This is a genomic window from Rhizobium sp. 62_C5_N11_2 (assembly GCF_051811185.1).
Taxonomy (GTDB): Bacteria; Pseudomonadota; Alphaproteobacteria; order Rhizobiales; family Rhizobiaceae; genus Rhizobium; species Rhizobium leguminosarum.
The window spans coordinates 4,600,086-4,626,288 of record NZ_JBPWPW010000001.1 but is presented as its reverse complement, the minus strand read 5'-3'; the positions used below and the strand labels follow the sequence as shown (position 1 = coordinate 4,626,288).

Here is a 26,203-nt window from a genome sequence, read left to right as displayed (position 1 = left end):
ATCATGGCAACGCCCCTCGTCGTTTCCGAAGTCTCGAAGAGCTTCACCATGCATCTGCGCGACGGCATCAAGCTACCTGTCGTCTCCGATGTCACCTTCTCGGTCGCATCGGGCGAATGCGTCGTGCTCGGTGGCCCATCGGGCATCGGCAAGAGCTCGCTGCTCAAGATGATCTACGGCAATTATGCCGTCGACACCGGCCAGATCCTCATCCGTCACAATGACCGCATCGTCGATCTCGCCTCCGCCGATCCGCGCACCGTGCTCAACGTCCGCCGCGATACGCTCGGCTATGTCAGCCAGTTCCTGCGCACCGTGCCGCGCGTCGCGGCGATCGACGTGGTTGCCGAACCGCTGGTGGCACGCGGCGAGGACGCCGTCACCGCGCGGGAAAAGGCGGGCGCCCTGCTTGCCAGGCTCAATCTGCCGGAAACGCTCTGGCAGCTTCCGCCCGCCACCTTCTCCGGCGGCGAGCAGCAACGCGTCAACATCGCGCGCGGCTTCATCACCGAGCATACGATCCTGCTTCTCGACGAACCCACAGCCTCACTCGATGCCAGGAACCGTGCCGTCGTCGTCGGCATGATCGCGGAAAAGAAGAAGGCGGGGGTGGCCCTTCTCGGCATCTTCCACGACGAAGAGGTGCGCGAAGCCGTCGCCGACCGCATCCTCGACGTCCAGCAATTCTCACCGAGAAAGATCGCTGCATGAGCCGCAAGCTGGGTATCGAGCCCTATTTTCATGAGACGGCGTCCGTCAGCGATTCCACCTTCGGGCGCTATACGGAGGTCTCTGAACGCTGCCGCATCAGCGAGGCCACGTTCGGCGACTATTCCTACATCATGCAGGACGGCTCCGTCTGGTGTGCGACGATCGGCAAGTTCGTCAATATCGCCGCCGCCGTGCGTATCAACGCCACCAACCATCCGACCTGGCGCGCGACACTGCATCATTTCACCTATCGCGCCGCCGACTACTGGCCGGACGGCGATATGGAGACGGACTTCTTCGCCTGGCGGCGCGCAAATCGCGTGACGATCGGCAACGATGTCTGGATCGGCCACGGGGCGACCATTCTGCCGGGCGTCAACGTCGGCAACGGCGCGGTGATCGGAGCCGGCGCCGTCGTCTCGAAGGACGTCGCGCCCTATACGATCGTCGGCGGCGTGCCGGCAAAGCTCATCCGCGAGCGCTTTCCAGGAGAGGTCGGCGAACGGATGGACAGGCTTTCCTGGTGGGACTGGGAGCACGACCGGCTGCGCCAGGCGCTCCCGGATTTCCGCAACCTGAGCGCGGAAGATTTTCTGTCCCGTTACGGCGTTTAAACCCCCGATATAGGGGCGGAGAATTGTGACAGGACTTACACAAATATGACATGTGAGGTTCATCAAGCGGGACTAATGCGATGCTGACCAAGGCCTGGATCGCAAGGGAAGAGCATGATGTTCGAGCTGAAGAATGTCACACGTCGTTTCGGAAAAAAGCTCGCCGTCGATTCCGTCACGCTCGCTATTCCTCAGGGCCAGATGGTCGGCATTATCGGCCGCTCCGGCGCCGGCAAGTCGACGCTGCTACGCATGATCAACCGCCTTCAGGAGCCGAGCTCCGGCTCCATTCATTTCGCCGGCGTCGAGGTCTCCGGGCTTCGCGGCCAGGCGTTGCGCAACTGGCAGCGCGACTGCGCGATGATCTTCCAGCAGTTCAACCTGGTGCCGCGCCTCGACGTCCTCACCAATGTCATGCTTGGCCGCCTCAATCATCGCTCGACGCTTATGAGCCTGCTCAACATCTTCACTCGCGAGGAACGCGTGCATGCCATCGCGGCTCTCGAACGCCTCGGCATCGAGCAGACAGCGCTGCAGGCAGCCGGCACGCTTTCCGGCGGCCAGCAGCAGCGCGTGGCGATCGCCCGCGCTCTGATGCAGAACCCGAAGATGGTTCTCGCCGACGAGCCGATCGCCTCGCTCGATCCGCTGAACGCCAAGATCGTCATGGATGCGCTGCGCGATATCAACGAGCGCGAGGGCATCACCGTCATCACCAACCTTCACACGCTCGACACCGCCCGCAACTATTGTGAGCGCATCGTCGGCATGGCCGGCGGCCGCGTCGTCTTCGACGGCAAGCCCTCGGAGCTGACCGCGGAAGCGGTGAAGGAAATCTACGGGACGGACAAGGACGGCGCCGGCATCGACGAAACGGTGACCTCGACATCGATCAATATCGCCCCCGAGCGGGCAGACAATCAATCCGCCGGCACACAGCCGCTGGCGCTGGCCGGCCTCTGAGAGAGGCAGCCGCGATCGAGCGCCCGCGTCAAGGGCACACTTCTTCGTAACGGGAAGGCCGGGGACACCGGTCAATAGGAGAGAACATGTTGAAGAAAGCACTCTTTGCGGCAACGGCGCTCTTCGCGCTCGCCAGCGCTGCCCACGCTGCAGACCTGAAGGAATTCCGCATCGGCATCCTCGGCGGCGAAAACGAAACCGACCGCCTGCGCAACTATGCCTGCCTTGCCGACCACCTGAAGCAGGAATTCGGCTTCGAGAAGGTTTCGCTCTTCCCGGCCGCCGACTATGACGGCGTGATCCAGGGCCTGCTCGGCGGCACGCTCGACTTCGCCGAACTCGGCGCCTCCGGCTACGCCGCCGTCTACATCAAGGATTCGAAGGCTGTCACGCCGATCCTGACGACGCAGCAGAAGGACGGCTCGACGGGTTATTACTCGATCGGCCTTGCTCTGAAGTCCTCCGGCATCAAGTCCATCAAGGACGCCAAGGGCAAGAAGCTCGGCTACGCCGATCCGGATTCCACCTCCGGCTACCTCGTTCCGCTGACGCAGATCCCGAAGGACACGGGCATGCCGAACGACAAGTTCTTCGCCTCGACCCAGTTCAACGGCGGTCACGAGAACAACCTTCTCGCTGCCTATGACGGCAAGGTCGACATTGCCGTCGACGATAGCTCGGGCATCGGCGACTTCAAGGACGGCTACACCTCCGGTACCTTCCGCAAGGAAGTCGACAAGGGCGCCGTCGATCCGAACAAGCTGGTCGAAGTATGGCGTTCGCCGCTGATCCCGAACGGCCCGCTCGTCGTTCGCAACGCTCTCGGCGAAGAGTGGCAGACGAAGCTTGCAGCCTTCTTCACGGCTCTGCCGGAGAAGGACCATAAGTGCTTCGCCGCTGTCGAAGGCGGCGACTACAAGGGCTACGCGCCCGTCAAGCACGACTTCTACAACGCCGTCGTCGACGTCCGCAAAGCTGCCATCGGCGGCTGATCGAGCCGTTTCGAATGAGGGCGGCCGGCAACGGCCGCCCTCTATCTTTTGACTACAGCGCCGCGCGTCTTAGACGCGCAAAGGACGCTGTAGCACTTTGAATTTCTGCGTAATTCTATCCTCAAATCGATTCCGATTTGAGGATAGAATTATGAAGTAGGCGAGGCGTTGATGACTATTGCCGATACACAGCCGCAGATGCAGAGCACCAAGGAGATCGGCACCGCCTGGGACCGGATGGTCGCCAAGCGCCGCTTCTATACCATACTCGGCCTGGTTATCCTCATTGCGGCTTTCGTCAGCTCCGTCCGCTTCGCCGACGAGAGCAATGCCGGCCATTTCTTCGACCGTCTGCCGCATCTCTTCGACTTTCTGAGCTGGCTCATCCCCAAGGATTGGCACGACGTCTGGCGCGCGCTGTTTGATATAGCGAGTGTCAACGACAAGGGCGGCGAGGAATTCAACTTCGACAAGGGCCGCGTCTACGTCTGGGGCGCCTTCTACATTCCCGAATATTTCGAGCTGATGATCGTCACCATCAACGTCGCGCTGATCTCGACGATCATCGCCTTCGTCTTTGCCGTCCCATTGAGCTTCTTTGCCGCGCGCAACCTGACGAATTCATGGCCGTTGCGCATCTTCACCAAGCGGCTGATGGAGTTCCTGCGCGCCTTCCCTGAAATCGTCATAGCCGGGCTGTTTTCGGCGATCCTGTCGATCGGGCCGGTCGCCGCCATCATCGCCATCACCCTGCACACGATCGGCGCGCTCGGCAAACTCTTCTACGAAGTGGCCGAAAATATCGACATGAAGCCTCACGAGGGTATGAAAGCCGTCGGCGCCAACTGGTGGGAACGCGTGCGCTTTGCCGCCCTGCCGCAAGTGCTGCCGAATTTCACCTCCTATGCGCTGCTGCGCCTTGAGATCAACGTGCGCGCCTCGACCATCATCGGCGCCGTCGGCGGTGGCGGCATCGGCGAGGAGCTGAAGCTCTCGATCTCGCGTGGCTTCGGCGCCAAGACGGTGGCGCTCGTTCTGCTGCTGTTCGTGACGATCGTCGCCGTCGACCAGTTCTCCGCATGGCTGCGCCGCCGCCTCGTCGGCGAGCACGCCTTCCTCCTGCAACATTGAGGCCGCCATGACGGTGATCGACGCAAACCGCATGCATGAGATAGAAACGCGCTATCCGGAATATTTCCACCGGTCGTTCCGCCAGCGTTTCGGCGGGCTGATGATCCTCATCGCGACGCTGCTCTACAGCCTCTATGCCGTGTGGTTCTTCGACCTGCCCAAGCTTTTTGCCGAAGCCCATTGGGAGCGCGTCGGCATCTATCTCAGCCAATGGGTGAGCTACGACGTTCAACCGGAATTCCGCATTGGGGATGACGGCTCGATCGACATCCGTTATCCGCGTTTCTCGCCGCTCGGCAACAATCCGCACCCGGACTGGCTGGTCAACAATCCCGACGGCAGCATCACCGTTTCGATCAGCGGCACCGGCCGCAGCGTCACCGTCTCCAAGAACGAGACGATCGTCACCGCGCATGGCGTCAGCGTCCCGGTGGAAGTTTCGAGCGGCGCGCCGAAAGTCGTCGGACCGGTACCCGGCTGGATGACAGTCTATGATGACAACGTGCTGGCGGATCTCGGCTTTGCCGGCAATGTCAGCATCTCAGTCGACCGGGTGAAGATCCGCAAACGTTTCATGGGCTGGGCGAATTTCATCTTCGACACGCAATCATCCTTCTTCGACAAGCCGTTCGGCGAGGTCGTCAGCCTCATCGTCTCCGTTCCGCGCATCAAGCCCGACCAATCCAACCTGTCGCTCGCCTTCGACGATATCTGGAACAACAGCGAATGGCAGCACGGCGACGTCTGGACCAAGCTTTTCCAGACGATCGTCATGGCGTTCCTCGGAACGCTGCTCGGCTCGCTTACCGCCTTTCCGCTCGCCTTCCTGGCAGCGCGCAACATCACGCCGAACCGCCTGCTGAACCAGATCCTGAAGCGCTTCTTCGATTTCCTGCGCTCGGTCGATATGCTGATCTGGGCGCTGTTCCTGACGCGCGCCTTCGGCCCTGGCCCGCTCGCCGGCAGCGGTGCGATCTTCCTCACCGAGACCGGCACGCTCGGCAAGCTCTATTCCGAAGGCCTCGAGAATATCGACAACAAGCCGCGGGAAGGCATCAAATCAACAGGCGCTCAGACCGTGCTCGTTCATCGTTATGGCATTATGCCGCAGATCGTTCCCGTCTTCGTCAGCCAGACGCTCTACCAATGGGAATCGAACGTGCGCGGCGCGACCATTATCGGCGCTGTCGGCGCCGGCGGCATCGGCCTCAAGCTGTGGGAGGCCATGCGCACCAACGCCAACTGGGAAAACGTCGCCTACATGGTCATTCTGATCCTGATCGTCGTCTTCATTTTCGACACCGCCTCGAACGCGCTGCGCCACCGGCTGATGGGCACGAAAGCCCACTGACCCATCCATCAAAGCAGTGGCGGCGCTGTCGCCATCATCATTCTGTCACGGAAATCTTTTAGCCGGGAGCCTGCTTGCGGTTCGCCGCCAAATCACTGCACAGTGCCCTCCCCGTTTGGACGATCTCCAGGATAAAAGCCTTGCGCTACGCTCTCTATTTCTCGCCGCCGAAGGATGATCCCCTGACCGGCGCGGCCTCGCTTTGGCTCGGCCGCAATGCTTTCACCGGCGAGTCCTACCCCGCACCGGAATATGAGCAACTGGGTGCGCCTGAACAGTTCGAGCTGACCGCCGACCCGCGCCGTTACGGCTTTCACGCCACGATCAAGGCGCCCTTTTCCCTCGCCTCCTCGGTCACCGAGAAGGATCTCATGACCGTTGCCGAGGATTTTGCCCAGCGCACGCAAGCCTTCGAGATTCCTGAGCTCGTGCTCGGCCAGCTCGGCCGTTTTTTTGCCCTCGTTCCCGGTTCACTTCATCAACCTCTTCAGGATTTCGCCGCGAAAGTGGTAAGGTCATTCGAACCGTTCCGGGCAGCGCTTTCCGAGGCCGATATGGCGCGGCGCAATCCGGAGAAGCTCAGCGACAGCCAGCGCGCCCATCTGCAGCGCTGGGGTTATCCTTACGTCATGGAGGATTTCGGCTTTCACATGACGCTGAGCGGCCAAGTGCCAGAGACACGTGCTCAGGTGATGAAAGCGATCCTGACAGAGCGTTTTGCCGATTTCATCGGCCGGCCGCTTTCGATTTCCGGCCTTGCCGTCTTCATCGAGGAGACGCGCGGTGCGCCGTTCAAAGTTCATTCCTGGCTGCCGCTTGCCGGCGCCAAAAGCTGAAAGACCTGACGACATGAGCAAAGAGACCGTGTTTTCCAACGCCCGCATCGTTCTCGAGGATGACATCCTCTCAGGCTCGATCCTCATCCGCGACGGCAAGATTGCCGACATCTCCGAGGGCAACTCGGTAGCCGGCGAAGATTTCGAAGGCGACTACGTCATTCCAGGCCTCGTCGAGCTGCACACCGATCATCTCGAAGGCCATTATCAACCGCGTCCCGGCATTCGCTGGAACAAGACCGCCGCAGTCCAGGCGCATGACGCCCAGATCGTCACGTCAGGCATCACCACGGTGTTCGACTGCCTGCGCATGGGTGCGGACGAGGACGGCGGCTTCGAACATGGCGAGATGCGCGAGATGGCGGACGCCATCCAATCGGCGGAGAAGGAAGGCAGGCTGCGCGCCGAGCACCTCATCCACTTGCGCTGCGAGGTCTCGGCCGACAACGTGCTCGAACACTTCGCCGATTTCGAAAACGACCGGCATGTGCGGCTCGTCTCGCTGATGGATCATGCGCCCGGCCAGCGTCAGTTCCAGACGATGGACCAATATATCTTCTACTACCAGAAGAAGCGGGGCCTGAGCGACGAGGCGTTCGCGCGTTTCGTCGCCAAGCGTCAGGCAGAATCGGCGCGCAATTCGACGCCGCATCGCAACGCCATCGCCAAGGTCTGCGCCGAGCGCGGCATCACCGTGGCAAGCCATGACGATGCGACGCTCTCGCATGTCGACGAGGCGATCGACAACGGTGTGCGCCTCGCCGAGTTCCCGACCAGTTTCGATGCCGCCCGGGCGTCGCACGAACATGGCATGAGCGTGCTGATGGGCGCGCCGAACATCGTGCGGGGCAAGTCGCATTCCGGCAATATCGCCGCCCGCGACCTTGCCGAGATGGGCGTGCTCGACGTGCTTTCCTCCGACTACGTACCGCTCAGCCTGCTGCATGCGCCCTTCATCCTCGCCGATGAGGTGGAGAGCATCAGCCTGCCGAAGGCGATCGCCATGGTGACGTCGACGCCCGCCCGCACCGTCAGCCTCGACGATCGCGGCCGGATCGCAACCGGGCTGCGCGCCGATCTTGTCCGCGTCCATCGTTCGCACGGCGTGCCGGTGACACGCTCCGTCTGGCGCCAAGGACGCCGTGTCGCATGATGCCGCACGAACCCCACGCAGGAGCCGGTGCCGAGCGCGGCATCATGGTCGTTGTCGTCGGTCCGAGCGGTGCTGGCAAGGACACGCTGATGAACCTCGCCGCCCGGCGTTTTGCCGGCCGTGAGAACGTGCATTTCGTCCGCCGCGTCATCACCCGCCACCGCGATGCCGGCGGCGAGGACCATCTTTCCGTCTCCCTCCAAGGGTTTGCCGCCATGGAGCAATCAGGCTCCTTCGCCGTCTGGTGGGAAGCGCACGGCCTGAAATACGGTATTCCCGCCGAGGTCTCGGTGGCGCTGTCCAGAGGCCATGTCGTTGTCGCCAACGGCTCGCGCTCGGCGCTTCACCGCTTCCAGGCCGCCTTCCCGCGGCTGAAGGTCATCAACGTCACCGCCCGCCCCGAGGTGCTCGCCGGCCGGCTGGAGGCGCGCGGACGCGAGACGCATGAGGATATCATGGCCCGGCTCGCCCGCGGACCGCTGACCGTGCGTGGCGAATATGACGTGGTGGAGCTCGACAATAGCGGCTCGCTCGAAGAGGCCGAGCAGAAGATGATCGAGATCCTGGACGGATTGCTGACCAAGGCGCACTGACCAGGATCGAGGGAAAAGGCATGCGCGCCATCAAAGTGGTCGACTACGATCCCTCTTGGCCGCGGCTGTTTGCCGAGATCAGCACCGAGATCTCGATTCTGCTCGGTGACCGCCTGCTTTCGATCGATCATATCGGCAGCACATCAGTGCCTGGGCTGGCAGCCAAGCCGAAGATCGACCTTGATGCCGTGATGATATCCGACGAGTTCCTGTCGACGGCGATCGAGGTGGTGCGCGCTGCCGATTTCGTCTTCCACGGCGATACCGGAGAGCAACGATGGGCTTTCACCCGTGATCATCAAGCTTATGGCTTCAGGCTCTATCTTTGCGGACCCGATAATCGCGGACATCGGGAGCGCATTCTGTTTCGCGATTATCTCAGGGTTCACCCCGAGAGAGCCAAGGCTTATGCCGAGCTGAAACGCCGGCTGGCCGCAGAGGCAGGCGGCGATTGGGATTTTTACACCGCCGGAAAAACCACGTTCGTCAGCGAGACGCTGCGGTTGGCAGACTTGAGGACGTGGAGTGCGCAGCCGCACTCCGCGCCCGATTAATCGCCGTCACCCCGTCCCGAGACGATCTCGCGCTTGCCGACGTGGTTGGCCGGGCCGACGAGACCTTCCTTTTCCATGCGTTCCACCAGTGAGGCGGCGCGGTTGTAGCCGATGCCGAGGCGGCGCTGGATGTAGGACGTCGAGCACTTCTTGTCGCGCATGACGACCTTGACCGCCTGCTCGTAGAGTTCATTGCCATCTTCCGAGGCCATGGCGCTCTTGTCGAAGACGGCGCCGGCTTCTTCCTCTTCCGTCTCTTCCTCCTCGTCGGCGGTGACGGTGTCGAGATATTCCGGGCGGCCCTGGGTTTTCAGATGGGCGACAACCTTTTCCACTTCGACATCCGAGACGAAAGGACCGTGGACGCGGGAAATCCGCCCGCCGCCCTGCATATGCAACATATCTCCCTGACCGAGCAGTTGCTCGGCGCCCTGTTCGCCGAGAATGGTGCGGCTGTCGATCTTCGAGGTCACCTGGAAGGAGATACGGGTCGGGAAGTTTGCCTTGATCGTGCCGGTGATGACGTCGACCGACGGACGCTGTGTCGCCATGATCAGATGGATGCCGGCGGCGCGGGCCATCTGGGCGAGGCGCTGGATTGCCCCTTCGATGTCCTTGCCGGCGACCATCATCAGGTCGGCCATCTCGTCGACGATGACGACGATATAAGGCATCGGCGTCAGGTCCAGCGCCTGGCTTTCCTCGATCGGAACACCGGTGCCCTTATCGAAGCCGACCTGGACCATGACATGGATGGTCTCGCCCTTTTCGCGGGCCTGTGCCATGCGGTCGTTATAGCCATCGATATTGCGCACGCCGAGGCGCGACATCTTGCGATAGCGCTCCTCCATTTCGCGCACGGCCCATTTCAGCGCCATGACCGCCTTCTTCGGATCGGTGACGACGGGCGTCAGCAGATGCGGGATGCCGTCATAGACTGACAGTTCGAGCATCTTCGGGTCGACCATGATCAGGCGGCACTGTTCCGGCGTCATGCGGTAGAGCAGCGACAGGATCATCGTGTTGATGGCGACCGACTTGCCGGAGCCGGTGGTGCCGGCCACGAGCAGATGCGGCATCTTGGCGAGCTCGGCGATGACAGGCTCGCCGCCGATGGTTTTGCCGAGGCCGAGCGCCAGCTTGTAACCGCTCTTCTCGAAATCCTGGCTCTCGATCATCTCGCGGAAATAGACGGTTTCACGTGTCACATTCGGCAATTCGATGCCGATGACGTTGCGGCCGGGAACGACGGCCACGCGGGCCGAAAGCGCCGACATCGAGCGGGCGATATCATCGGCAAGGCCGATGACCCGCGACGATTTCACGCCCGGCGCCGGCTCGAATTCATAGAGGGTGACGACAGGACCGGGACGGACATGGATGATTTCGCCCTTGATGCCGAAATCTTCCAGCACGCTTTCCAGAAGCCCGGCATTCTGTTCCAGCGTCTCCTGCGACATGATCTCGCCGAGGCGTTCCGGCGGTTCCTGCAACAGGGCACGCGGCGGGAATTCATAGCCGGATGCGTCGATCCTTTCGGGCCTCACGGCCAGGCGCGGCGACGGCAGGACCGCGGCGACAGGCGGCGTGCGCTGCGGCGCTGGTGCTGCCTGAGGGGCTGATGCAATTTGAGGGGCTGGCGCGACCCGAGAGGTTGGCGCCGCCTGAGGTACGGGCGCGACCGGTGCCTCGACAGCGATGCGCCTGGGCCTTTCCAGGGACGGGGCGGCCGGAGGGCGCACGGCGACCTTTGCGGAGATCGCAGCCGGCTGCGGGAGCGGGCGGGAGGTGATGGGAGCAGGGGCCGACCGGCCAGGACGCCATTCCATGATCCGGAACAGCGACGTGATCGATTCGGGCGAGGTCTCGGTCTTCGGGAACGATATCAAGGGCGGTGCGCGAACCGGCTCGGCCTCTTCGAAGGCCATGACTTCCCAGAAGGCGAAATCCGAAATGGAGGAAAGCTCGGCGCTGGCGCGGAAAGCCGGCGCGCCGGGCTGGTCAGGCAAAGGTGACTGCTGCAGTTCGACCCTGTGCGGTGCTGCGGAAATTTCGTCCGGCTCTGGCAGATAGATATCGAAGGGCACGTCGACGGCGACCGGCTCTATCCGTATCGCCTGCTGTCCAATCTGCGAATCATCGCGAACGGGCTCATTCGGCGCGCGCCGCCTGCTGATCAGCGTTTCCGGCGTACGGGTGAAACGGACATTCGGCGCGAGGGAAAAGTTGCTCTGCCAGATGGGTGGCGCCGGCTTCTCCCCTGGGTTTTCCGCCGGAAGGTCCGTTTCAATCTCGCTGGAAAAATCTCCGGCATCAGTCAAATTGGTTCTGGGAAAACGCATGCGTCCGCTACTCACTCATGCTTTGCAAATTACGACCCTACCGGGATAGAAAAGGAAGGTTAATAAGTTCCTTCCTGCCGTATCGTTCCGATACGACCCGTTGGGATAAATCGCTGCACTTTCAATGAGCTCTGGCAGTGAGAAAAATCTTTGCCAATTTGGGGAAGTCGTTAGTGCGCCTCGTCCCAATTGGTGGCGGCGCGTGCATCGACCCTCAGCGGCACACGCATTTCCAGCGCCGGCATGGTGGCGTTTTCCATCACCGAGACGATGACCGGCATCGCCTTTTCGACATCTTGGTCCTCGACCTCAAAGATGAGTTCGTCGTGCACCTGCAGCAGCATGCGGACGCGATCGGCAAGGCCGACTTCAACAAGCGCCGGCTCTATCTTGATCATCGCCCGGCGGATGACGTCGGCAGCCGAACCCTGGATCGGCGCATTGATCGCCGCACGCTCGTTGAAGGCGCGCACGGATGGATTGGAAGAGCGGATGTCGGGATAGTTGATGCGGCGACCGAAGATCGTTTCGACATAACCCTTGTCGCGCGCCATGGCCTTTCGGCTTTCCATATAGTCGCGGATGCCGGGGAAGCGCTCGAAATACTTCTTGATGTAGTCGCCGGCTTCCGAACGCTCGATCGAAAGCTGATTGGCAAGCCCGAAGGCCGAAATGCCGTAGATGATGCCGAAATTGATTGCCTTGGCGCGGCGGCGCACCTCGCCCGGCATGCCTTCCACCGGCACGCCGAACATTTCCGACGCCGTCATGGCGTGGATGTCGACGCCATCTTCGAAGGCCTTGGTCAGCTGCGGGATCTCGGCCACATGGGCAAGCACGCGCAGTTCGATCTGGCTGTAGTCGGCAGAGATCAGCTTGTGGCCAGGCGTCGAGATGAAGGCGGTGCGGATCTTGCGGCCTTCTGCGGTGCGCACCGGAATATTCTGCAGGTTCGGCTCGGAGGAGGACAGACGCCCCGTGGTCGTCGATGCCAGCGAATAGGAGGTGTGGACCCGCTTGGTCTCGGGGTGAACGTAACCGGGAAGCGCGTCGGTATAGGTGGATTTCAGCTTGGTGACCTGGCGCCAGTCGACGATCTTGCGCGGCAGTTCGAAACCGGCGGCGGCCAGGTCCTCGAGCACCTGCGCGGAGGTGGACCATTGGCCTGTCTTTGTCTTGCTGCCGCCGGAAAGGCCCATCTTGCCGAACAGGATATCGCCCAACTGCTTCGGCGAGCCGATATTGAAACGTTCGCCGGCCAGCACGTAGATCTCGTCCTCCAGCCTTGCTGCACCCTGGGCCAGCTCGCCGGAGAGCCGCGACAGGATCTGCCGGTCGACGGTGATGCCGCGCGCTTCCATACGCGCAAGCACGGGCAATAGCGGCCGCTCCAGCCGTTCATAGACGCTGGTCAGCCCTGCTGCCGCCAGCCGGGGCTTCAGCACCAGCCAGAGGCGCAGCGTCACGTCGGCATCTTCGGCGGCATAGTGGGTGGCGCGGTCGATGTCGACCAGATCGAAGGTGACGTTCGCCTTGCCGCTGCCCGCCACGTCCTTGTAGGGGATCGGGGTATGGCCGAGGAATTTTTCCGAGAGCGGATCCATGCCATGCGCGCCGGTGCCGGCGTCGAGCACGTAGGAGATCAGCATTGTGTCGTCGAAACTCCTGGTCTCGATGCCGTAGCGCTTCAACAGCAGGTAGTCGTATTTCAGGTTCTGGGCGACCTTGAGAACCGCTTCGTCCTCCAGCAATGCCTTCAGCCGCGGCAGGGCATCGCGCAACGGGATCTGGTTGTCGGCAAGGCCGCCGCCGAGCAGATCACCGACGCCGTTCTTGTGGACAAGCGGCACATAGGCGGCGCGGATCTTCGTGCCGGTGGGATCGGCCGTATTGTCGGCGATCGCCAGCGAAAAGCCAACAAGTTCGGCCTGCATCGCATCCAGCGACGTGGTCTCGGTATCGAAAGCAACGAGTCCGGTAGCGCGCGCATCGGCGATCCAGCGGTCGAGCGTCGCCAGGTCGCGGATCGTGACATAGGCCGAATGATCGAAGGGCAGCGTTGCAAAGGCCTCGGCCCGCGCCTTGGCAAGATCGGCGGGCGAAAAGGCGCCTTCGACGGCGCTCTTCGCCTTCGCACGCGGCGGCATCGGCACGGATTCGCCCGAGACCTCGGGGATGCCGCCGGCAACAGGCTCGGGCTCCGCGGCATCGAGATCCGGGCCGCGGGCGGTCTCGCCCCATTCGATGCGAACGATCGCCGGTTCGATGGCGCTCGCATCGCAATCGCAGGCCTCGGCGACGCGGCGCGTCAGCGTGGTGAATTCCATCGTCTTCAGGAAGCCGATCAGCTTCGGGCCGTTCTGCGATTCCAGAACCAGCGCGTCGAGATCGAGATCGAGCGGCACATCGGTGCGCAGCCGCACGAGGTCGCGCGAGAGCCTGGCCATGTCGATATTGGCGAGGATCGTCTCGCGGCGCTTGACCTGCTTAATCTCGGTGGCGCGTTCGAGCAGCGTGTCGAGATCGCCGTACTCCTCAAGCAGCTGGGCGGCGGTTTTCGGGCCGATGCCCGGAATGCCGGGAACGTTGTCGACGGAATCACCGGTCATCGCCTGCAGGTCGATCATCTTTTCCGGCGGCACGCCCCATTTCTCGATGACATCGGGAATGCCGATCTGCTTGTCCTTCATGCTGTCATACATATGGACATTGGGGCTGACGAGCTGCATCAGATCCTTGTCGGAGGAGACGATGGTGACATCGGCGCCGGTTGCCTCGGCCTGGCGGGCATAGGTGGCGATAATGTCGTCGGCTTCGAAGCCTTCGGTCTCGATGCAGGGCAGATTGAAGGCGCGGGTCGCCTCTCTTATAAGGCCGAATTGCGGGATGAGCTCTTCCGGCGGGGCGGAGCGGTTCGCCTTGTAGGCGTCGTAGAGATCCTTGCGAAACGTCTTGGCGGAATAATCGAAGATGACGGCAAGATGTGTCGGCGTCACACCGACATCGGTATTGCGCGCATCCCTCAGCAGCTTCCACAGCATGTTGCAGAAACCGGACACGGCGCCGATCGGCAGGCCGTCGGTCTTGCGGGTCAGCGGCGGCAATGCATGAAACGCCCGGAAGATGAATCCGGAACCATCGACTAGGAAGAGGTGATCGCCTTTTTTCATGCGTGCATGGATAGCGCGGGCATCGGACGAGGTCCATATAGAGTTCGGCATAAAGTTCGGCGCGCGAAAAGGATTGTGGCGTTCGGAGCGTCACACAGCGCCGCGCGTCTTTTCGGACGCGCAAAGGACGCTGAGCACTTGGCGTTGCTGCACAATTTTATCCTTCCATCGATTCCGATCTCAGGAATTGTGCGGCAGCGATTCCAGCTCACCAAACTGTTACCGATTTGTAACGATCGCCCTCCCTTGAAAAACCACATTCTGAGCCACAAATCCATGTCACCGGCGCTTGATTGCGTCGCGGGTCTGATTACCGGCTTGTCCCCCGCCGCGTCAGGCTTGGACAAAGGCCTTATCCCCCTCTCCGGGCCTTTGTCCCCACTTTAAAGTCGCCATGGCCAACCTCCAGGCCATGGCGACTTTTGTTTTTTCGAGGCACTCGAAATTATCATCACGGCTTGCATGTTAAGGAGCATCGTATGCGATTTGCTGCATTGTCTCCGGCATGGTTTTGAGCCTAACTTGCAATCATGGGATTTAACCGCATGGATTCGGGAGCCTACCTTGCCAGCCAGCTGGCGAAGGGTTTTGCCCGCTCGCTGCACCAGCGCGCGGTCGGGCTTGGTTTTTCTCCGGGCCAGTTCCCCATCCTGCTGGAACTCTGGGCCGAGGACGGGCTGACCCAGAAACAGCTTCTCGAGCGGGTCGATATCGAGCAGGCGACCATGGCCAATACGCTTTCGCGCATGGTCCGCGACGGGCTGATCGAGCGCCGGCCGCATCCGTCCGACAAGCGGGCGCAACTGCTCTTCCTGACGCCGAGGGCCCGCGCCATGGAGGCCGAGGCGATCGAGACCGCGCGTGAGGCCGACCTTGCGCTGTTTAAAGGTTTCCGGGTTTTCGAGCGCGAGCTGACGCTCGAATATATCCGCCGGCTGCTGGAAAACGCCAAGGCGCTCTGACCGCTGCATAATTTTATCCTCAAATCATAATCGATTTAAGGATAAAATTATGCAGCAATTCAAAGTGTTACAGCGTTTTTTGCGCGTCTGAAAAGACGCGCGGCGCTGTCACTCGCCGGCACGCTGTGCGCGTCGCAATAGGGACACGCCGGTTTCGATCTGCATGGTCAGGACGTTTTCGTCGGCGGCAAGCTTGACGCTCGGCTCGATATCCGGCTTGCCGAGTAAAAGGCCCTGCACTTGCGCGCAGCCTTCCTCGACGACGATCCGGCGCTGCATCTCCGTTTCCACGCCCTCCGTCACGACAGGCATGCCGAGGCTATGACCAAGGCCGATGATGGCGCGCACGATCGAGCGTGCCGACGCATCATGTTCCAGCACGCCGGTGAAACTGCGGTCGACCTTGATCTTGTCGAAAGGGAATGAACGCAGGTTGGACAGCGAGGAAAAACCGGTGCCGAAATCATCCATGACGATGTGCACGCCGAGCTTGTGTAGCCGCAGCAGCGTCGTCATCACCCGGTCGCGATCGCGAATGAGGGCCGCCTCGGTGATCTCGAGCTCCAGCCGGCTGGGCGCAAGCCCGGTTTCGGCGAGGATCGACTCGATCCGCTCACAGAGGTTCGGCAGCATGAATTGCACCGGTGAGAGATTGACGGCGATCATCAGCGGCAGCGGCCAGCGCACGGCCTCCCTGCAGGCCTGCAGCAACACCCATTCGCCGAGTTGGACGATCGAGCCGCTTTCCTCGGCGATCGGGATGAAGATATCGGGCTCGGTCAGGCCGTAACCTGGCCGGTTCCAGCGCATCAGGGCCTCGTAGCCGCCGATCTCGCCGCTCTGCGCATCGAGGATCGGCTGATAGCTGACATGGATCTGGTTGCGGGAGATCGCATGGCGCAGTTCGCTTTCGATCTGGCGGCGGTTCCGTGCCGCCTTGTCCATTTCCGCGTCGAAGAAACAGACCTTGCCGCGACCGTCATGCTTGACGCGGTAGAGTGCAGTATCGGCATTGTTGCAGAGTTCTTCAGCAGCAGCGCCATCCGCGGGATAGAGTGCGATGCCGACGCTGACGCCGACGGCTGTGGGGTCACGCGCCGTGTCCATCTCGGCGGCGAATTCGTCGAGGATATCAGCCGCAAGCTTCTGCGCCGCCGCCGGCTGTTGCCCGGCGGGCTGAATGATGGCGAATTCATCGCCGCCGAGGCGGGCGATCGTATCACTCTCATCGGCCACGCGGCGCAGGATTGAGGCGACCTTGCGGAGAATGCGGTCGCCTTCGGCATGACCGAAGATATCGTTGACGGCCTTGAAGCGATCGAGGTCGAGATAGAAGAGGGCAACCTCGCTGTCCTTTCGTTCGGCCATCTGCAGCGCCTGCCGGATGCGGGTATCGAACAGCGACCTGTTCGGCAGATCGGTGAGCACGTCGTGGTGGGCGAGATGCTCGATCATCTCCTCGGCCTGCCTGCGCTCGGTGAGATCACGCACCGCCAGCACCTCGCAATTGTGCCCACGATAGACGATCCTGCTCGCGGTCACTTCGACGGCGATCTCCCTGCCGTTCCTGGTGTTGAGCAGCGTCTCGCTGGGTCTGTTCTGCCCAGTTCCCTGAATAGCGGACAAAACAGCCGAGGGCGCCTTGCCGGCAAGATCGGCAAGCTTCCAGCCGGAAAGCCCCTGGAAGCGTTCATTGGCATCGATGATCCGGCCTTCCCGCAGGATCAGCAGCCCTTCCTGCGAGGCATTCGCAAGCCCCCTCAGATCCGTTAGGTGGCTTTCGATAAAGACCACCGCGAGCGCAATCAGAATGAGCGTCGTCGCCGCCACCACGACGATCACAGCAAGCAGGCTGGCGTCGAGCACCGTTGCCGGAACTTGCTTGCCGGGATCCGGCACCAGCGTGATGCTAGCCATCGAGATGAAATGGAGAGCGCAGATCGCGAGGACGAAAGTGATTGACGAGGCGAGGAGCCGCCTCAGTCCCTTCAATTGGAAAAAGGCGTGGAAGGCGGCGCCCGACAACAGCGCTCCTGCGAGAACCGCACTCAGCGTCATCAAGGGATCATAAAGGATGACCGCCTGCGTTTCGATCGCCTGCATGCCGGTCAGGTGCATGGAGGCGATGCCGAGCGCCATCAGGACGCCGCCGCGGATGCGAGAAAATCTGCCGCGGCTTTCCGAAGCGACGAGGATCGCCGCCCACGAACCGACAACCGACAGGAGGAAAGAGAGCGTCGTCAGGCCCAGTTGGTAGCCGATCGGCATGCCGCCGTCATAGGCCAGCATCGCGATGAAGTGCGTTGCCCATACGCCGGTGCCGAAAGCGAAAGCCGAGGCGCCGATCCAGAGCTTGCGCCGCCCGGCATCGCATTCCTGGGCGCGGGAAAGCAGCAGCATAGCCGCCGTAGCGCCGACCAGGCAGACGGCGGCAGCCGCAAGCACCAGCCGCCAATCGTGGTTGTCCCGAATACATGTAATGACCGAAAACATCCGAACCTCGCACAGCTGAATTCGGTCAGGCTATTTAGGTTATGCTAAATAACGGTAAATTGAATTAGAATTCCCTTCTATATTATCCAGCAAATCTTCTTGATATTAGTCTATGCCCCGCCGGTCTTTCGCGCCGCCGATTTTTTGTTTTTCCGCCTCGCCTGCCTATCTGGTTTGGTCTATCGTCCGGCCGAATTTCAAAAAGGAGTCGAAAATGACCGATGTACGTCAAGTGCTTGCGCGCGCGGATCAGAATCTTCCATCGAGCCTCGACAAGCTGTTCGAGCTTCTGCGCATCCAGTCGATATCCACCGATCCCGCCTACAAAGCCGAATGCCGAAAGGCTGCGGAATGGCTCGTCGCTTATCTCGGGACGCTCGGCTTTGCGGCCTCGGTGCGCGATACACCAGGCCATCCGATGGTCGTCGCCCATCATGCCGGCGCGTCTGCCGATGCGCCGCATGTTCTCTTCTACGGCCATTACGACGTTCAGCCGGTCGACCCAATCGAACTCTGGGAAAACGACCCGTTCGAGCCATCGATCAAGGATGTCGGCGAGGGCCGCAAGATCCTGACCGGCCGCGGCACCTCCGACGACAAGGGCCAGTTGATGACCTTCGTCGAGGCTTGTCGCGCCTATAAGGAGATCAACGGCGCGCTTCCCTGCCGCATTACCATTCTCTTCGAGGGCGAGGAGGAATCCGGTTCGCCGTCCCTGAAGCCCTTCCTCGAAGCCAATGCCGCAGAGCTCAAGGCCGATTATGCGCTCGTCTGCGATACCGGCATGTGGGACCGCGACACGCCGGCGATCGCCGCAGCGCTGCGCGGCCTCGTCGGCGAGGAAGTGATCGTGACGGCCGCCGACCGCGACCTGCATTCCGGTCTCTTCGGCGGCGCGGCTGCCAATCCGATCCATATTCTCGTCGAGGCTCTTGCCGGCCTGCATGACGAGACCGGCCGCATCACGCTTGACGGATTCTATGACGGCGTCGAGGAAACGCCTGACAACATCAAGGCATCATGGGAGACGCTCGGCAAGACCGCGGAGAGCTTCCTCGGCGAAGTCGGCCTTTCCATTCCATCCGGCGAGAAGGGCCGTTCGGTGCTGGAACTCACCTGGGCCCGGCCGACCGCCGAAATCAATGGTATCTGGGGCGGGTATACCGGCGAAGGCTTCAAGACGGTGATCGCTGCCAAGGCTTCGGCCAAGGTTTCGTTCCGGCTTGTCGGCACGCAGGATCCGGCCGCCATCCGCGAAGCTTTCCGCAGCTACATCAGCTCGAAGATTCCCGCCGATTGCTCGGTGGAGTTCCATCCGCATGGCGGCTCGCCGGCAATTCATCTCTCCTATGATTCGCCGGTTCTGACAAAGGCGAAGAACGCGCTTTCCGACGAGTGGCCGAAACCCGCCATCGTCATCGGCATGGGCGGGTCGATCCCGATCGTCGGGGATTTCCAGAAGATGCTCGGCATGGAATCGCTGCTCGTCGGCTTTGGCCTCAGCGATGATCGCATCCACTCGCCGAACGAGAAATACGAGCTTATCTCCTACCACAAGGGCATCCGCTCCTGGGTGCGGATTCTTCAGTCGCTCGCTGCCTGAAGGAAAAGGCGCACCTTCCATCAAGATGCGCCACGCAAAGTCGCGACAAACAAAAAGGCCGGTTCGACCCGGCCTTTCGTCATCCGCTCATCTCAGTGCCAGTTCATCCGTGGTCAAGGAGCAAGCGGGTATTGCAATGAGACTGCCGCCGAAAGGTTAACGGACCGTTAACAGTGCCCGCCCTTGCCGGAAGCACCACTCGCGGCTCCAAGGGCGCTGACAGACATTTCGCCGTTCAAGCTACATTCATCGCGAGCGACGTATAAGCCATTGAAAGATAAGACGAATGATAACGCCCTAAACACCTGCGGGCGATCCGTCTATCTTTTGTTTCAGTGGCATATGCCAAGGAAACGCGGCCCAGCGCTGCCTGAAAAACGTGCCAACAAGGACTGAGAAGCGTGAAAAATCTCTTTGTTAAAATCGCAGCGGTCGGCCTGCTTATGCTGGCGCCTGCCGTAGCGCAGGCTGCCGAGGGCTACTCGACGGCGAACGTCAACATGCGTGCGGGTCCGAGCACCCGTTATCCTGCCGTCGCGGTCATCCCGGCTGGTTCTTCCGTCGAAATCCGCGGATGCCTTTCCGACGTCAACTGGTGCGACGTGGAATTCTACGGCGGCCGCGGCTGGGTTTCCGGCCAGTACGTGCAGGCCTCCTACCAGCAGCGCCGCGTCTATGTCGGCCCGCAATATTACCGTCCGCTCGGCATTCCGATGATTCGCTTCAGCGTCGACAATTATTGGGACCGCTACTACCGCAACCGCGATTTCTATCGCGACCGTGACCGCTGGAGCCGCGGCCCGGACTATTACTATCGCGACCGCGACAATCGGGATCGCGATCGCGATCGGGATAACCGGGATCGCGACCGTAACTGGCGCGAGCGGGATGGCGACCGAGATGGGCGCGACCGCAATCGTGACTGGCGCGACGACAATCAAAGGGACGATCGGCAGAGGGGCGATCGGCAAAGAGGTGAACGGCAGAGGGACGACCGGAGAGGCGATGATCGCAGGCCCGACCGCAGGGACTTTGATTGCCGCCCCGGCGATCCCTCCTGCGACGAATGAAACAGAAAGGGGACGGCAGCGCCGTCCTCTTCCGAGGCTTGAAGCCAAGGGAAAACACCCAAGAAAAAGCCCGGCGCTCCCATGCGGGATGCACCGGGCCTGATGTCGATCGGCGCGTGTTGAGGGGAGACGGCCGATCATGCGCGGGACGTGAGGGGTTGTCCCGCTTGTACTTAAACAATCGCGGAGCCTATTGGTTCCGCCTCCTGCATAATTCCTTAAATCGGAATCGAATTTAAGGACGAAATTATGCAGTAATTCAAAGTGTTACAGCGTCCTTTGCGCTTCTCGAAAAGACGCGCGGCGCGGTAATCCACGTCGTATCGCACGTAACTCACGCCACGCACTTCGGGGCCTTTGTTTTCACGACGCGCGCCGCTTCGCCGGCGAGCGCAAGACAGGAACCGCGGGGGAAGCATCGATCCTCGAATGCGGTCACCGACAATTTGATGTGAAGCCATCGCGAGGCTCTTGTTTTGCAGGATTCTTTATTGCAGTTTTGTGGCGTTGCGGATTGATTTTAATCCGTTCGAGGCTGGACCCTGATGACGCAAGACTACCTGGCTTTCTTCGGGCTTTTCGCCCCTCGGGCAGCCGCCACAGATGTTACCGTTTGGCATAAACACAACCCTATCCTGCCTGTGCGCCTCACCGATGGGGCGAGCCTCAACCCTTCCGGCCAGATCTGGCGCCGCTTTCATCTGGGCGAGTGGGAATATAAGCAGGACCCGGAAACGCTCGACGATTACGAGGCCCGGCAGTTCTGAAGGCCAATGCTGTCGCCCGGCGCGATCTGCCTTACTTTCCATTATTAACACCCCGTTAAATCGCCGCATTTACAGTTCAGTCGGATGATCACGGCGGCACTCAAAGTGCTCCAGCGTCCTTTGCGCGTCTGAAAAGACGCGCGGCGCTGGAGAAGAGCACCGTTATGCGAAGCTGGCTTCGCGATCGAACATGGGGTGTGACCGGTCCGCGATGGCAGGCAGAGGCAGATCAGGCGACAGAATAGAACCGTCCTTCAGCGGCCGCCCGGCGCGCGACGATGACGAATTCTCGCTCGATGCCGACGATCGCATTGCCGGAGGCCGATCCCAGCGCCGCGGCGGCTCGAAACCCCCGCCGCAACGTGCAGCCCCCCGGCGGCGGCGCGAGCCGCGGGAGCGTGAAGGCGGCGGGTTTTTCGGATTCCTGCGCCGCGTCATCTACTGGTGCGTCGTGCTTTTCATCTGGGCGGGCATCGGCGTTGCCGGGCTTGTGGTCTATTATGGCTCGCGCATGCCGAGCGCCAGCACATGGGCGATCCCGGAACGGCCGCCGAATGTGAAGATTACCGCCGTCGACGGCAGCGTCATCGCCAATCGCGGCGCGACCGGCGGCGAGGCGCTGTCGCTCGAAAACATGTCGCCCTATATTCCGGAAGCCGTCATCGCCATCGAGGATCGGCGTTTCTATTCGCATTTCGGCGTCGATCCGCTCGGCCTCGGCCGGGCGATCGTGACCAACTTCACGGCCGGCCACATGGTGCAGGGTGGCTCGACGCTGACGCAGCAGCTTGCCAAGAACCTCTTCCTCTCCCCGGACAGGACGCTGGAACGTAAGGTGCAGGAGGTGCTGCTCGCGCTGTGGCTGGAGCAGAAATACACCAAGGACCAGATCCTTGCGGTGTATCTCAACCGGGTGTTCTTCGGATCGAACGCCTATGGCGTCGAGGCGGCATCACGCCGCTACTTCAACAAATCGGCGCGTGACGTGAACCTCGGCGAGGCCGCGGTGCTGGCCGGCCTGCTCAAGGCGCCGTCGCGGCTTTCGCCGGCCCGCGATGCCGACGCGGCGAATGCCCGCGCCCAACTCGTGCTCGCAGCAATGCGCGAACAGGGTTTCATCACCGATTCCGAGGTCAAGACGGCGATGTCACAGACCCCGGCTTCGGCCAAGAGCTACTGGTCGGGCGCCGGGCACTATGTCGCCGACATGGTGATGGACGAGCTGCCGGGTCTGATCGGCGACGTCAAGGAAGACGTCATCGTCGATACGACGATCGACAAGTCGCTGGAAAAGAAGGCCGAGCAATCGCTGGTCGACGTGCTCGACAAGGAGGGCGGGAAGCTCGACGCCTCGCAGGCGGCCCTCGTCTCGATCGACGGCACCGGCGCGATCCGGGCGCTCGTCGGCGGCAGGGACTATGCGACGAGCCAGTTCAACCGCGCCGTCAAGGCCAAACGCCAGCCGGGTTCCTCGTTCAAGCCCTTCGTCTATGCCGCAGCACTCGAGAAGGGGCTGACGCCCTATTCGGTGTTCAACGACGCGCCGATCCGGATTGGTGACTGGACGCCCGAAAATTACGAGAAGAAATACAATGGCGAAGTGACGCTGGCGACCGCGCTGGCCAAGTCGCTGAACACGGTGGCCGCCCAGCTGGTGATGTATGACGGGCCGGATCAGGTGATCAAGCTTGCCCACCGGCTCGGCATCGAAAGCGAGCTGCAGCCGAACGCCTCGATCGCGCTCGGTACGTCCGAGGTGTCGCTGATGGAACTTACCGCCTCCTATGCCGCCTTCATGAACGGCGGCTACAAGGCGACGCCGCACGTCATCCGCCGGGTGACGACTGCCGAAGGGAAGGTTCTCTACGAAAATACCTATGACAGCCCGCCGCGCGTGCTCTCCGAGCAGATCGTCGCCGAGATGGATGCGATGATGATGGGCGTCATCGACAACGGCACCGGCAAGAGCGCTAAGATCCCAGGCTGGCAGGCGGCGGGAAAGACCGGCACAACGCAGAATTCGCGCGACGCGCTCTTCGTCGGCTTCACCAGCAACCTCACCACGGGGGTCTGGTTCGGCAATGACGACGGCAAGCCGATGAAGAAGGTGACAGGCGGCGGCTTGCCCGCCAAGGCCTGGAAGGAATTCATGATCGCCGCCCACAAGGGTCTTTCGCCGGCACCGCTCTTCGGCAACGGCCAGTTGATCGCCGATCCGAACAATGGTCAGCCGATGGCGCAGGCAGCCCCTGGTGATGGACAAACGGGCGATGGGCAGTTGGGCAGCGGGCAACCGATGACGGCCGAGGCGCCGCCGTCGACGATCGGCGGTATCATTTCCGGCGTCTTCGGCGGCGACGACAATGCAAACCGCTATCCGCAAGCGCCTGTCCGGCAGCAGGCGGCAAGCTCCGGCAATGGCCCGGTTCCGCCCGCAGACATTGCCGAAGGCGGCGGCTCGAACTATGAGGGCGTGGTGCCACCCGGGGATGTCGGAGGCGCGCAGACAACCTCTTCTGTCCAGCCGCGGCGCACGACGCTGCTCGATCTGATCATGGGCCAGTGAGATCTTTGCTGCACGTCCAACACAAGCCCGATGCTCTAAAGCGCATCGCGATCTTTCAGAATCGCTCCTCGCGCTTTAGGTCTTCGTTTTACGCATGTCGTCGTCGCAAGACCGCTTCACAGTTTTGCGCGACATGCTCTAAAAATCGGCCGCTTTCCGGACATGGGGCGACCTCTTTCCCGGCTACTGTAAAAATTGAACGCAACACATTCGTTTTGCTGGATTCCGGGGCATTTCTCGCCTTGCAGTCCAGAAAACCGCTCCTTATATACGCCGCATCACCGCAATCACGATTGCGTAATCGCAAGTAGACCCATCCCGTAAGGGGCTGTCAGGGAAATGCCTTCTCGGGGTTCCGACAGCTTGCTTCAAGGAGAGAATGACATGGCAAAAGTAATTGGTATCGACCTTGGAACGACGAATTCCTGCGTCGCAGTCATGGACGGCAAGGACGCGAAGGTTATCGAGAATGCGGAAGGTGCACGCACGACCCCTTCCATGGTGGCATTTTCCGATGATGGCGAACGCCTCGTCGGCCAGCCGGCCAAGCGCCAGGCAGTCACCAACCCGACGAACACGCTCTTTGCGGTCAAGCGCCTGATCGGCCGCCGCTACGAAGATCCGACCGTCGAGAAGGACAAGCACCTCGTTCCCTTCACCATCGTCAAGGGCGACAATGGCGACGCCTGGGTCGAAGCCAATGGCAAGGGCTACTCGCCCGCACAGATTTCCGCGATGATCCTTCAGAAGATGAAGGAAACCGCCGAATCCTATCTCGGCGAAAAGGTCGAGAAGGCCGTCATCACCGTTCCCGCCTATTTCAACGACGCGCAGCGCCAGGCAACCAAGGATGCCGGTCGCATCGCTGGTCTTGAAGTTCTGCGCATCATCAACGAGCCGACCGCTGCAGCCCTCGCCTACGGCCTCGACAAGAAAGAAGGCAAGACAATTGCCGTCTACGACCTTGGCGGCGGCACCTTCGATATTTCGATCCTCGAGATCGGTGACGGCGTCTTCGAAGTGAAGTCCACCAACGGCGATACTTTCCTCGGCGGTGAAGACTTCGACATGCGTCTCGTCGAATATCTCGTTGCCGAGTTCAAGAGGGACAACGGCATCGACCTGAAGAACGACAAGCTTGCCCTGCAGCGCCTCAAGGAAGCTGCGGAAAAGGCAAAGATCGAGCTTTCGTCCTCGCAGCAGACCGAAATCAACCTGCCGTTCATCACGGCCGACGCCTCCGGCCCGAAGCATCTGACGCTGAAGCTGACCCGTGCCAAGCTCGAGAGCCTGGTCGACGATCTCGTCCAGCGCACGATCGCGCCATGCAAGGCAGCGCTCAAGGATGCCGGTGTCACCGCTGCCGAAATCGACGAAGTGGTTCTCGTCGGTGGCATGAGCCGCATGCCGAAGGTACAGGAAGTCGTCAAGCAGCTGTTCGGCAAGGAGCCGCATAAGGGCGTCAACCCGGATGAAGTGGTGGCGCTTGGTGCTGCCATCCAGGCCGGCGTTCTGCAAGGCGACGTCAAGGATGTCCTGCTCCTCGACGTGACGCCGCTGTCGCTCGGCATCGAGACCCTCGGTGGTGTCTTCACCCGCCTGATCGAACGCAACACGACGATCCCGACGAAGAAGAGCCAGACCTTCTCGACCGCCGAAGACAACCAGCAGGCCGTGACCATCCGCGTTTCGCAGGGCGAGCGTGAAATGGCTGCCGACAACAAGTTGCTCGGCCAGTTCGACCTCGTTGGTCTGCCACCGTCGCCGCGCGGCATGCCGCAGATCGAAGTCACCTTCGACATCGACGCCAACGGCATCGTGCAGGTTTCGGCCAAGGACAAGGGCACCGGCAAGGAACAGCAGATCCGCATCCAGGCTTCCGGCGGTCTTTCCGACGCCGACATCGAGAAGATGGTGAAGGATGCCGAAGCCCATGCCACCGAAGACAAGAAGCGCCGCGAGGCCGTCGAAGCCCGGAACCAGGCTGAAAGCCTGATCCATTCCTCGGAAAAGTCGCTGAAGGATTACGGTGACAAGGTTTCCGAGGCCGACCGCACCGCGATCTCGGATGCGATCGCTGCGCTGAAGACGGCGTCGGAAGCGTCGGAGCCCGATGCCGACGACATCAAGGCCAAGACCCAGACGCTGATGGAAGTGTCGATGAAGCTCGGCCAGGCGATCTATGAAGCACAGCAGGCTGAAAGCGGCGCTGCTGGCGATGCCTCCGCGGAAGGCGGCGACAATGTCGTCGATGCCGACTACGAGGAAATCAAGGACGACGACCGCAAGAAGTCCGCGTAATCCGCGACGGCGTGGTTATGCTTCAACACCT

At 61.5% G+C, this 26,203-nt stretch carries 19 protein-coding genes; 16 read left to right on the top strand and 3 right to left on the bottom strand.

Annotated elements, in window-relative coordinates; all coding sequences use genetic code 11:
* The first annotated feature begins 3 nt into the window (after nucleotides 1–3).
* The 10 genes from phnL (at nucleotide 4) to AB8B31_RS22520 (ending at nucleotide 8,898) form a co-directional block, all read left to right on the top strand.
* Nucleotides 4–711 (top strand): phosphonate C-P lyase system protein PhnL, encoded by a 708-nt coding sequence (phnL, locus tag AB8B31_RS22565; protein WP_065277017.1) that lies wholly within the window; start codon nucleotides 4–6, stop codon nucleotides 709–711.
* Nucleotides 708–1,325, top strand: a complete 618-nt coding sequence (locus tag AB8B31_RS22560; RefSeq protein WP_065277018.1) for a DapH/DapD/GlmU-related protein — start codon at nucleotides 708–710, stop codon at nucleotides 1,323–1,325. Before phnL ends, AB8B31_RS22560 begins: the two co-directional genes overlap by 4 nt.
* A gap of 117 nt (nucleotides 1,326–1,442) precedes the next feature.
* Nucleotides 1,443–2,288: a phosphonate ABC transporter ATP-binding protein gene (gene phnC, locus AB8B31_RS22555; RefSeq protein ID WP_065277019.1), complete on the top strand. Its 846-nt coding sequence runs from the start codon at nucleotides 1,443–1,445 to the stop codon at nucleotides 2,286–2,288.
* Between the two features lie 86 nt (nucleotides 2,289–2,374).
* Nucleotides 2,375–3,280 carry a phosphonate ABC transporter substrate-binding protein gene (gene phnD, locus AB8B31_RS22550; RefSeq protein ID WP_065277020.1) on the top strand — a complete coding sequence of 302 codons (906 nt, stop codon included), beginning with the start codon at nucleotides 2,375–2,377 and terminating at the stop codon, nucleotides 3,278–3,280.
* 171 nt (nucleotides 3,281–3,451) lie between these two features.
* Nucleotides 3,452–4,411 (top strand): phosphonate ABC transporter, permease protein PhnE, encoded by a 960-nt coding sequence (phnE, locus tag AB8B31_RS22545; RefSeq protein WP_128408462.1) that lies wholly within the window; start codon nucleotides 3,452–3,454, stop codon nucleotides 4,409–4,411.
* Between the two features lie 7 nt (nucleotides 4,412–4,418).
* Entirely contained in the window at nucleotides 4,419–5,762 is a 1,344-nt protein-coding gene (gene phnE, locus AB8B31_RS22540; RefSeq protein WP_128408461.1) for a phosphonate ABC transporter, permease protein PhnE, read from the top strand.
* 140 nt (nucleotides 5,763–5,902) lie between these two features.
* Nucleotides 5,903–6,598 carry a DUF1045 domain-containing protein gene (locus AB8B31_RS22535; RefSeq protein ID WP_065277023.1) on the top strand — a complete coding sequence of 232 codons (696 nt, stop codon included), beginning with the start codon at nucleotides 5,903–5,905 and terminating at the stop codon, nucleotides 6,596–6,598.
* A 13-nt stretch (nucleotides 6,599–6,611) separates the two neighbouring features.
* Nucleotides 6,612–7,751 (top strand): alpha-D-ribose 1-methylphosphonate 5-triphosphate diphosphatase, encoded by a 1,140-nt coding sequence (locus AB8B31_RS22530; protein ID WP_028731839.1) that lies wholly within the window; start codon nucleotides 6,612–6,614, stop codon nucleotides 7,749–7,751.
* A complete protein-coding gene (phnN, locus tag AB8B31_RS22525) occupies nucleotides 7,748–8,344 on the top strand; it encodes a phosphonate metabolism protein/1,5-bisphosphokinase (PRPP-forming) PhnN (RefSeq protein ID WP_018244296.1) in 597 nt (198 codons plus the stop codon). The genes AB8B31_RS22530 and phnN overlap by 4 nt, the downstream gene beginning before the upstream one ends.
* A 20-nt stretch (nucleotides 8,345–8,364) precedes the next feature.
* Nucleotides 8,365–8,898, top strand: coding sequence for a GrpB family protein (locus tag AB8B31_RS22520; protein ID WP_065277024.1), 534 nt, complete (start codon nucleotides 8,365–8,367; stop codon nucleotides 8,896–8,898).
* On the opposite strand, the gene AB8B31_RS22515 is transcribed toward AB8B31_RS22520, so the two are convergent.
* Both AB8B31_RS22515 and polA read right to left on the bottom strand, forming a co-directional pair.
* The gene (locus tag AB8B31_RS22515; protein ID WP_065277025.1) at nucleotides 8,895–11,240 is read right to left on the bottom strand and encodes a DNA translocase FtsK; all 2,346 of its coding nucleotides are present in this window, start codon (nucleotides 11,238–11,240) and stop codon (nucleotides 8,895–8,897) included. The two genes, AB8B31_RS22520 and AB8B31_RS22515, sit on opposite strands and share 4 nt — an antisense overlap.
* A 170-nt stretch (nucleotides 11,241–11,410) precedes the next feature.
* Nucleotides 11,411–14,410 carry a DNA polymerase I gene (polA, locus tag AB8B31_RS22510; RefSeq protein ID WP_065277026.1) on the bottom strand — a complete coding sequence of 1,000 codons (3,000 nt, stop codon included), beginning with the start codon at nucleotides 14,408–14,410 and terminating at the stop codon, nucleotides 11,411–11,413.
* Nucleotides 14,411–14,955: 545 nt separating this feature from the next.
* On the opposite strand from polA, the gene AB8B31_RS22505 reads away from it, so the two are divergent.
* Nucleotides 14,956–15,372 (top strand): MarR family winged helix-turn-helix transcriptional regulator, encoded by a 417-nt coding sequence (locus AB8B31_RS22505; RefSeq protein WP_003544385.1) that lies wholly within the window; start codon nucleotides 14,956–14,958, stop codon nucleotides 15,370–15,372.
* Between the two features lie 108 nt (nucleotides 15,373–15,480).
* Here AB8B31_RS22505 and AB8B31_RS22500 read toward each other — a convergent pair whose 3' ends face one another.
* Nucleotides 15,481–17,865: a bifunctional diguanylate cyclase/phosphodiesterase gene (locus AB8B31_RS22500; RefSeq protein WP_130813513.1), complete on the bottom strand. Its 2,385-nt coding sequence runs from the start codon at nucleotides 17,863–17,865 to the stop codon at nucleotides 15,481–15,483.
* Nucleotides 17,866–18,079: 214 nt separating this feature from the next.
* On the opposite strand from AB8B31_RS22500, the gene AB8B31_RS22495 reads away from it, so the two are divergent.
* The 5 genes from AB8B31_RS22495 (at nucleotide 18,080) to dnaK (ending at nucleotide 26,172) form a co-directional block, all read left to right on the top strand.
* On the top strand, nucleotides 18,080–19,468 hold the full coding sequence (locus tag AB8B31_RS22495; RefSeq protein ID WP_065277034.1) for a M20/M25/M40 family metallo-hydrolase: 1,389 nt from the start codon (nucleotides 18,080–18,082) through the stop codon (nucleotides 19,466–19,468).
* Nucleotides 19,469–19,869: 401 nt separating this feature from the next.
* Nucleotides 19,870–20,538: an SH3 domain-containing protein gene (locus tag AB8B31_RS22490; RefSeq protein WP_018244289.1), complete on the top strand. Its 669-nt coding sequence runs from the start codon at nucleotides 19,870–19,872 to the stop codon at nucleotides 20,536–20,538.
* Between the two features lie 545 nt (nucleotides 20,539–21,083).
* Complete coding sequence (locus tag AB8B31_RS22485) at nucleotides 21,084–21,305, top strand: hypothetical protein (protein WP_018244288.1); 222 nt, start codon at nucleotides 21,084–21,086, stop codon at nucleotides 21,303–21,305.
* 211 nt (nucleotides 21,306–21,516) lie between these two features.
* Nucleotides 21,517–23,871, top strand: a complete 2,355-nt coding sequence (locus tag AB8B31_RS22480; RefSeq protein ID WP_439007509.1) for a transglycosylase domain-containing protein — start codon at nucleotides 21,517–21,519, stop codon at nucleotides 23,869–23,871.
* A 384-nt stretch (nucleotides 23,872–24,255) separates the two neighbouring features.
* Nucleotides 24,256–26,172 carry a molecular chaperone DnaK gene (gene dnaK, locus AB8B31_RS22475; protein WP_018244286.1) on the top strand — a complete coding sequence of 639 codons (1,917 nt, stop codon included), beginning with the start codon at nucleotides 24,256–24,258 and terminating at the stop codon, nucleotides 26,170–26,172.
* Nucleotides 26,173–26,203: the final 31 nt, after the last annotated feature.

Coding starts and splice junctions, on each gene's coding strand:
- phnL (WP_065277017.1), top strand. CDS start 4: ATGGCAACGCCCCTCGTCGTTTCCGAAGTCTCGAAGAGCTTCACCATG.
- AB8B31_RS22560 (WP_065277018.1), top strand. CDS start 708: ATGAGCCGCAAGCTGGGTATCGAGCCCTATTTTCATGAGACGGCGTCC.
- phnC (WP_065277019.1), top strand. CDS start 1,443: ATGTTCGAGCTGAAGAATGTCACACGTCGTTTCGGAAAAAAGCTCGCC.
- phnD (WP_065277020.1), top strand. CDS start 2,375: ATGTTGAAGAAAGCACTCTTTGCGGCAACGGCGCTCTTCGCGCTCGCC.
- phnE (WP_128408462.1), top strand. CDS start 3,452: ATGACTATTGCCGATACACAGCCGCAGATGCAGAGCACCAAGGAGATC.
- phnE (WP_128408461.1), top strand. CDS start 4,419: ATGACGGTGATCGACGCAAACCGCATGCATGAGATAGAAACGCGCTAT.
- AB8B31_RS22530 (WP_028731839.1), top strand. CDS start 6,612: ATGAGCAAAGAGACCGTGTTTTCCAACGCCCGCATCGTTCTCGAGGAT.
- phnN (WP_018244296.1), top strand. CDS start 7,748: ATGATGCCGCACGAACCCCACGCAGGAGCCGGTGCCGAGCGCGGCATC.
- AB8B31_RS22520 (WP_065277024.1), top strand. CDS start 8,365: ATGCGCGCCATCAAAGTGGTCGACTACGATCCCTCTTGGCCGCGGCTG.
- AB8B31_RS22515 (WP_065277025.1), bottom strand. CDS start 11,240: ATGCGTTTTCCCAGAACCAATTTGACTGATGCCGGAGATTTTTCCAGC.
- polA (WP_065277026.1), bottom strand. CDS start 14,410: ATGAAAAAAGGCGATCACCTCTTCCTAGTCGATGGTTCCGGATTCATC.
- AB8B31_RS22505 (WP_003544385.1), top strand. CDS start 14,956: ATGGATTCGGGAGCCTACCTTGCCAGCCAGCTGGCGAAGGGTTTTGCC.
- AB8B31_RS22500 (WP_130813513.1), bottom strand. CDS start 17,865: ATGTTTTCGGTCATTACATGTATTCGGGACAACCACGATTGGCGGCTG.
- AB8B31_RS22495 (WP_065277034.1), top strand. CDS start 18,080: ATGACCGATGTACGTCAAGTGCTTGCGCGCGCGGATCAGAATCTTCCA.
- AB8B31_RS22485 (WP_018244288.1), top strand. CDS start 21,084: ATGACGCAAGACTACCTGGCTTTCTTCGGGCTTTTCGCCCCTCGGGCA.
- AB8B31_RS22480 (WP_439007509.1), top strand. CDS start 21,517: ATGGCAGGCAGAGGCAGATCAGGCGACAGAATAGAACCGTCCTTCAGC.
- dnaK (WP_018244286.1), top strand. CDS start 24,256: ATGGCAAAAGTAATTGGTATCGACCTTGGAACGACGAATTCCTGCGTC.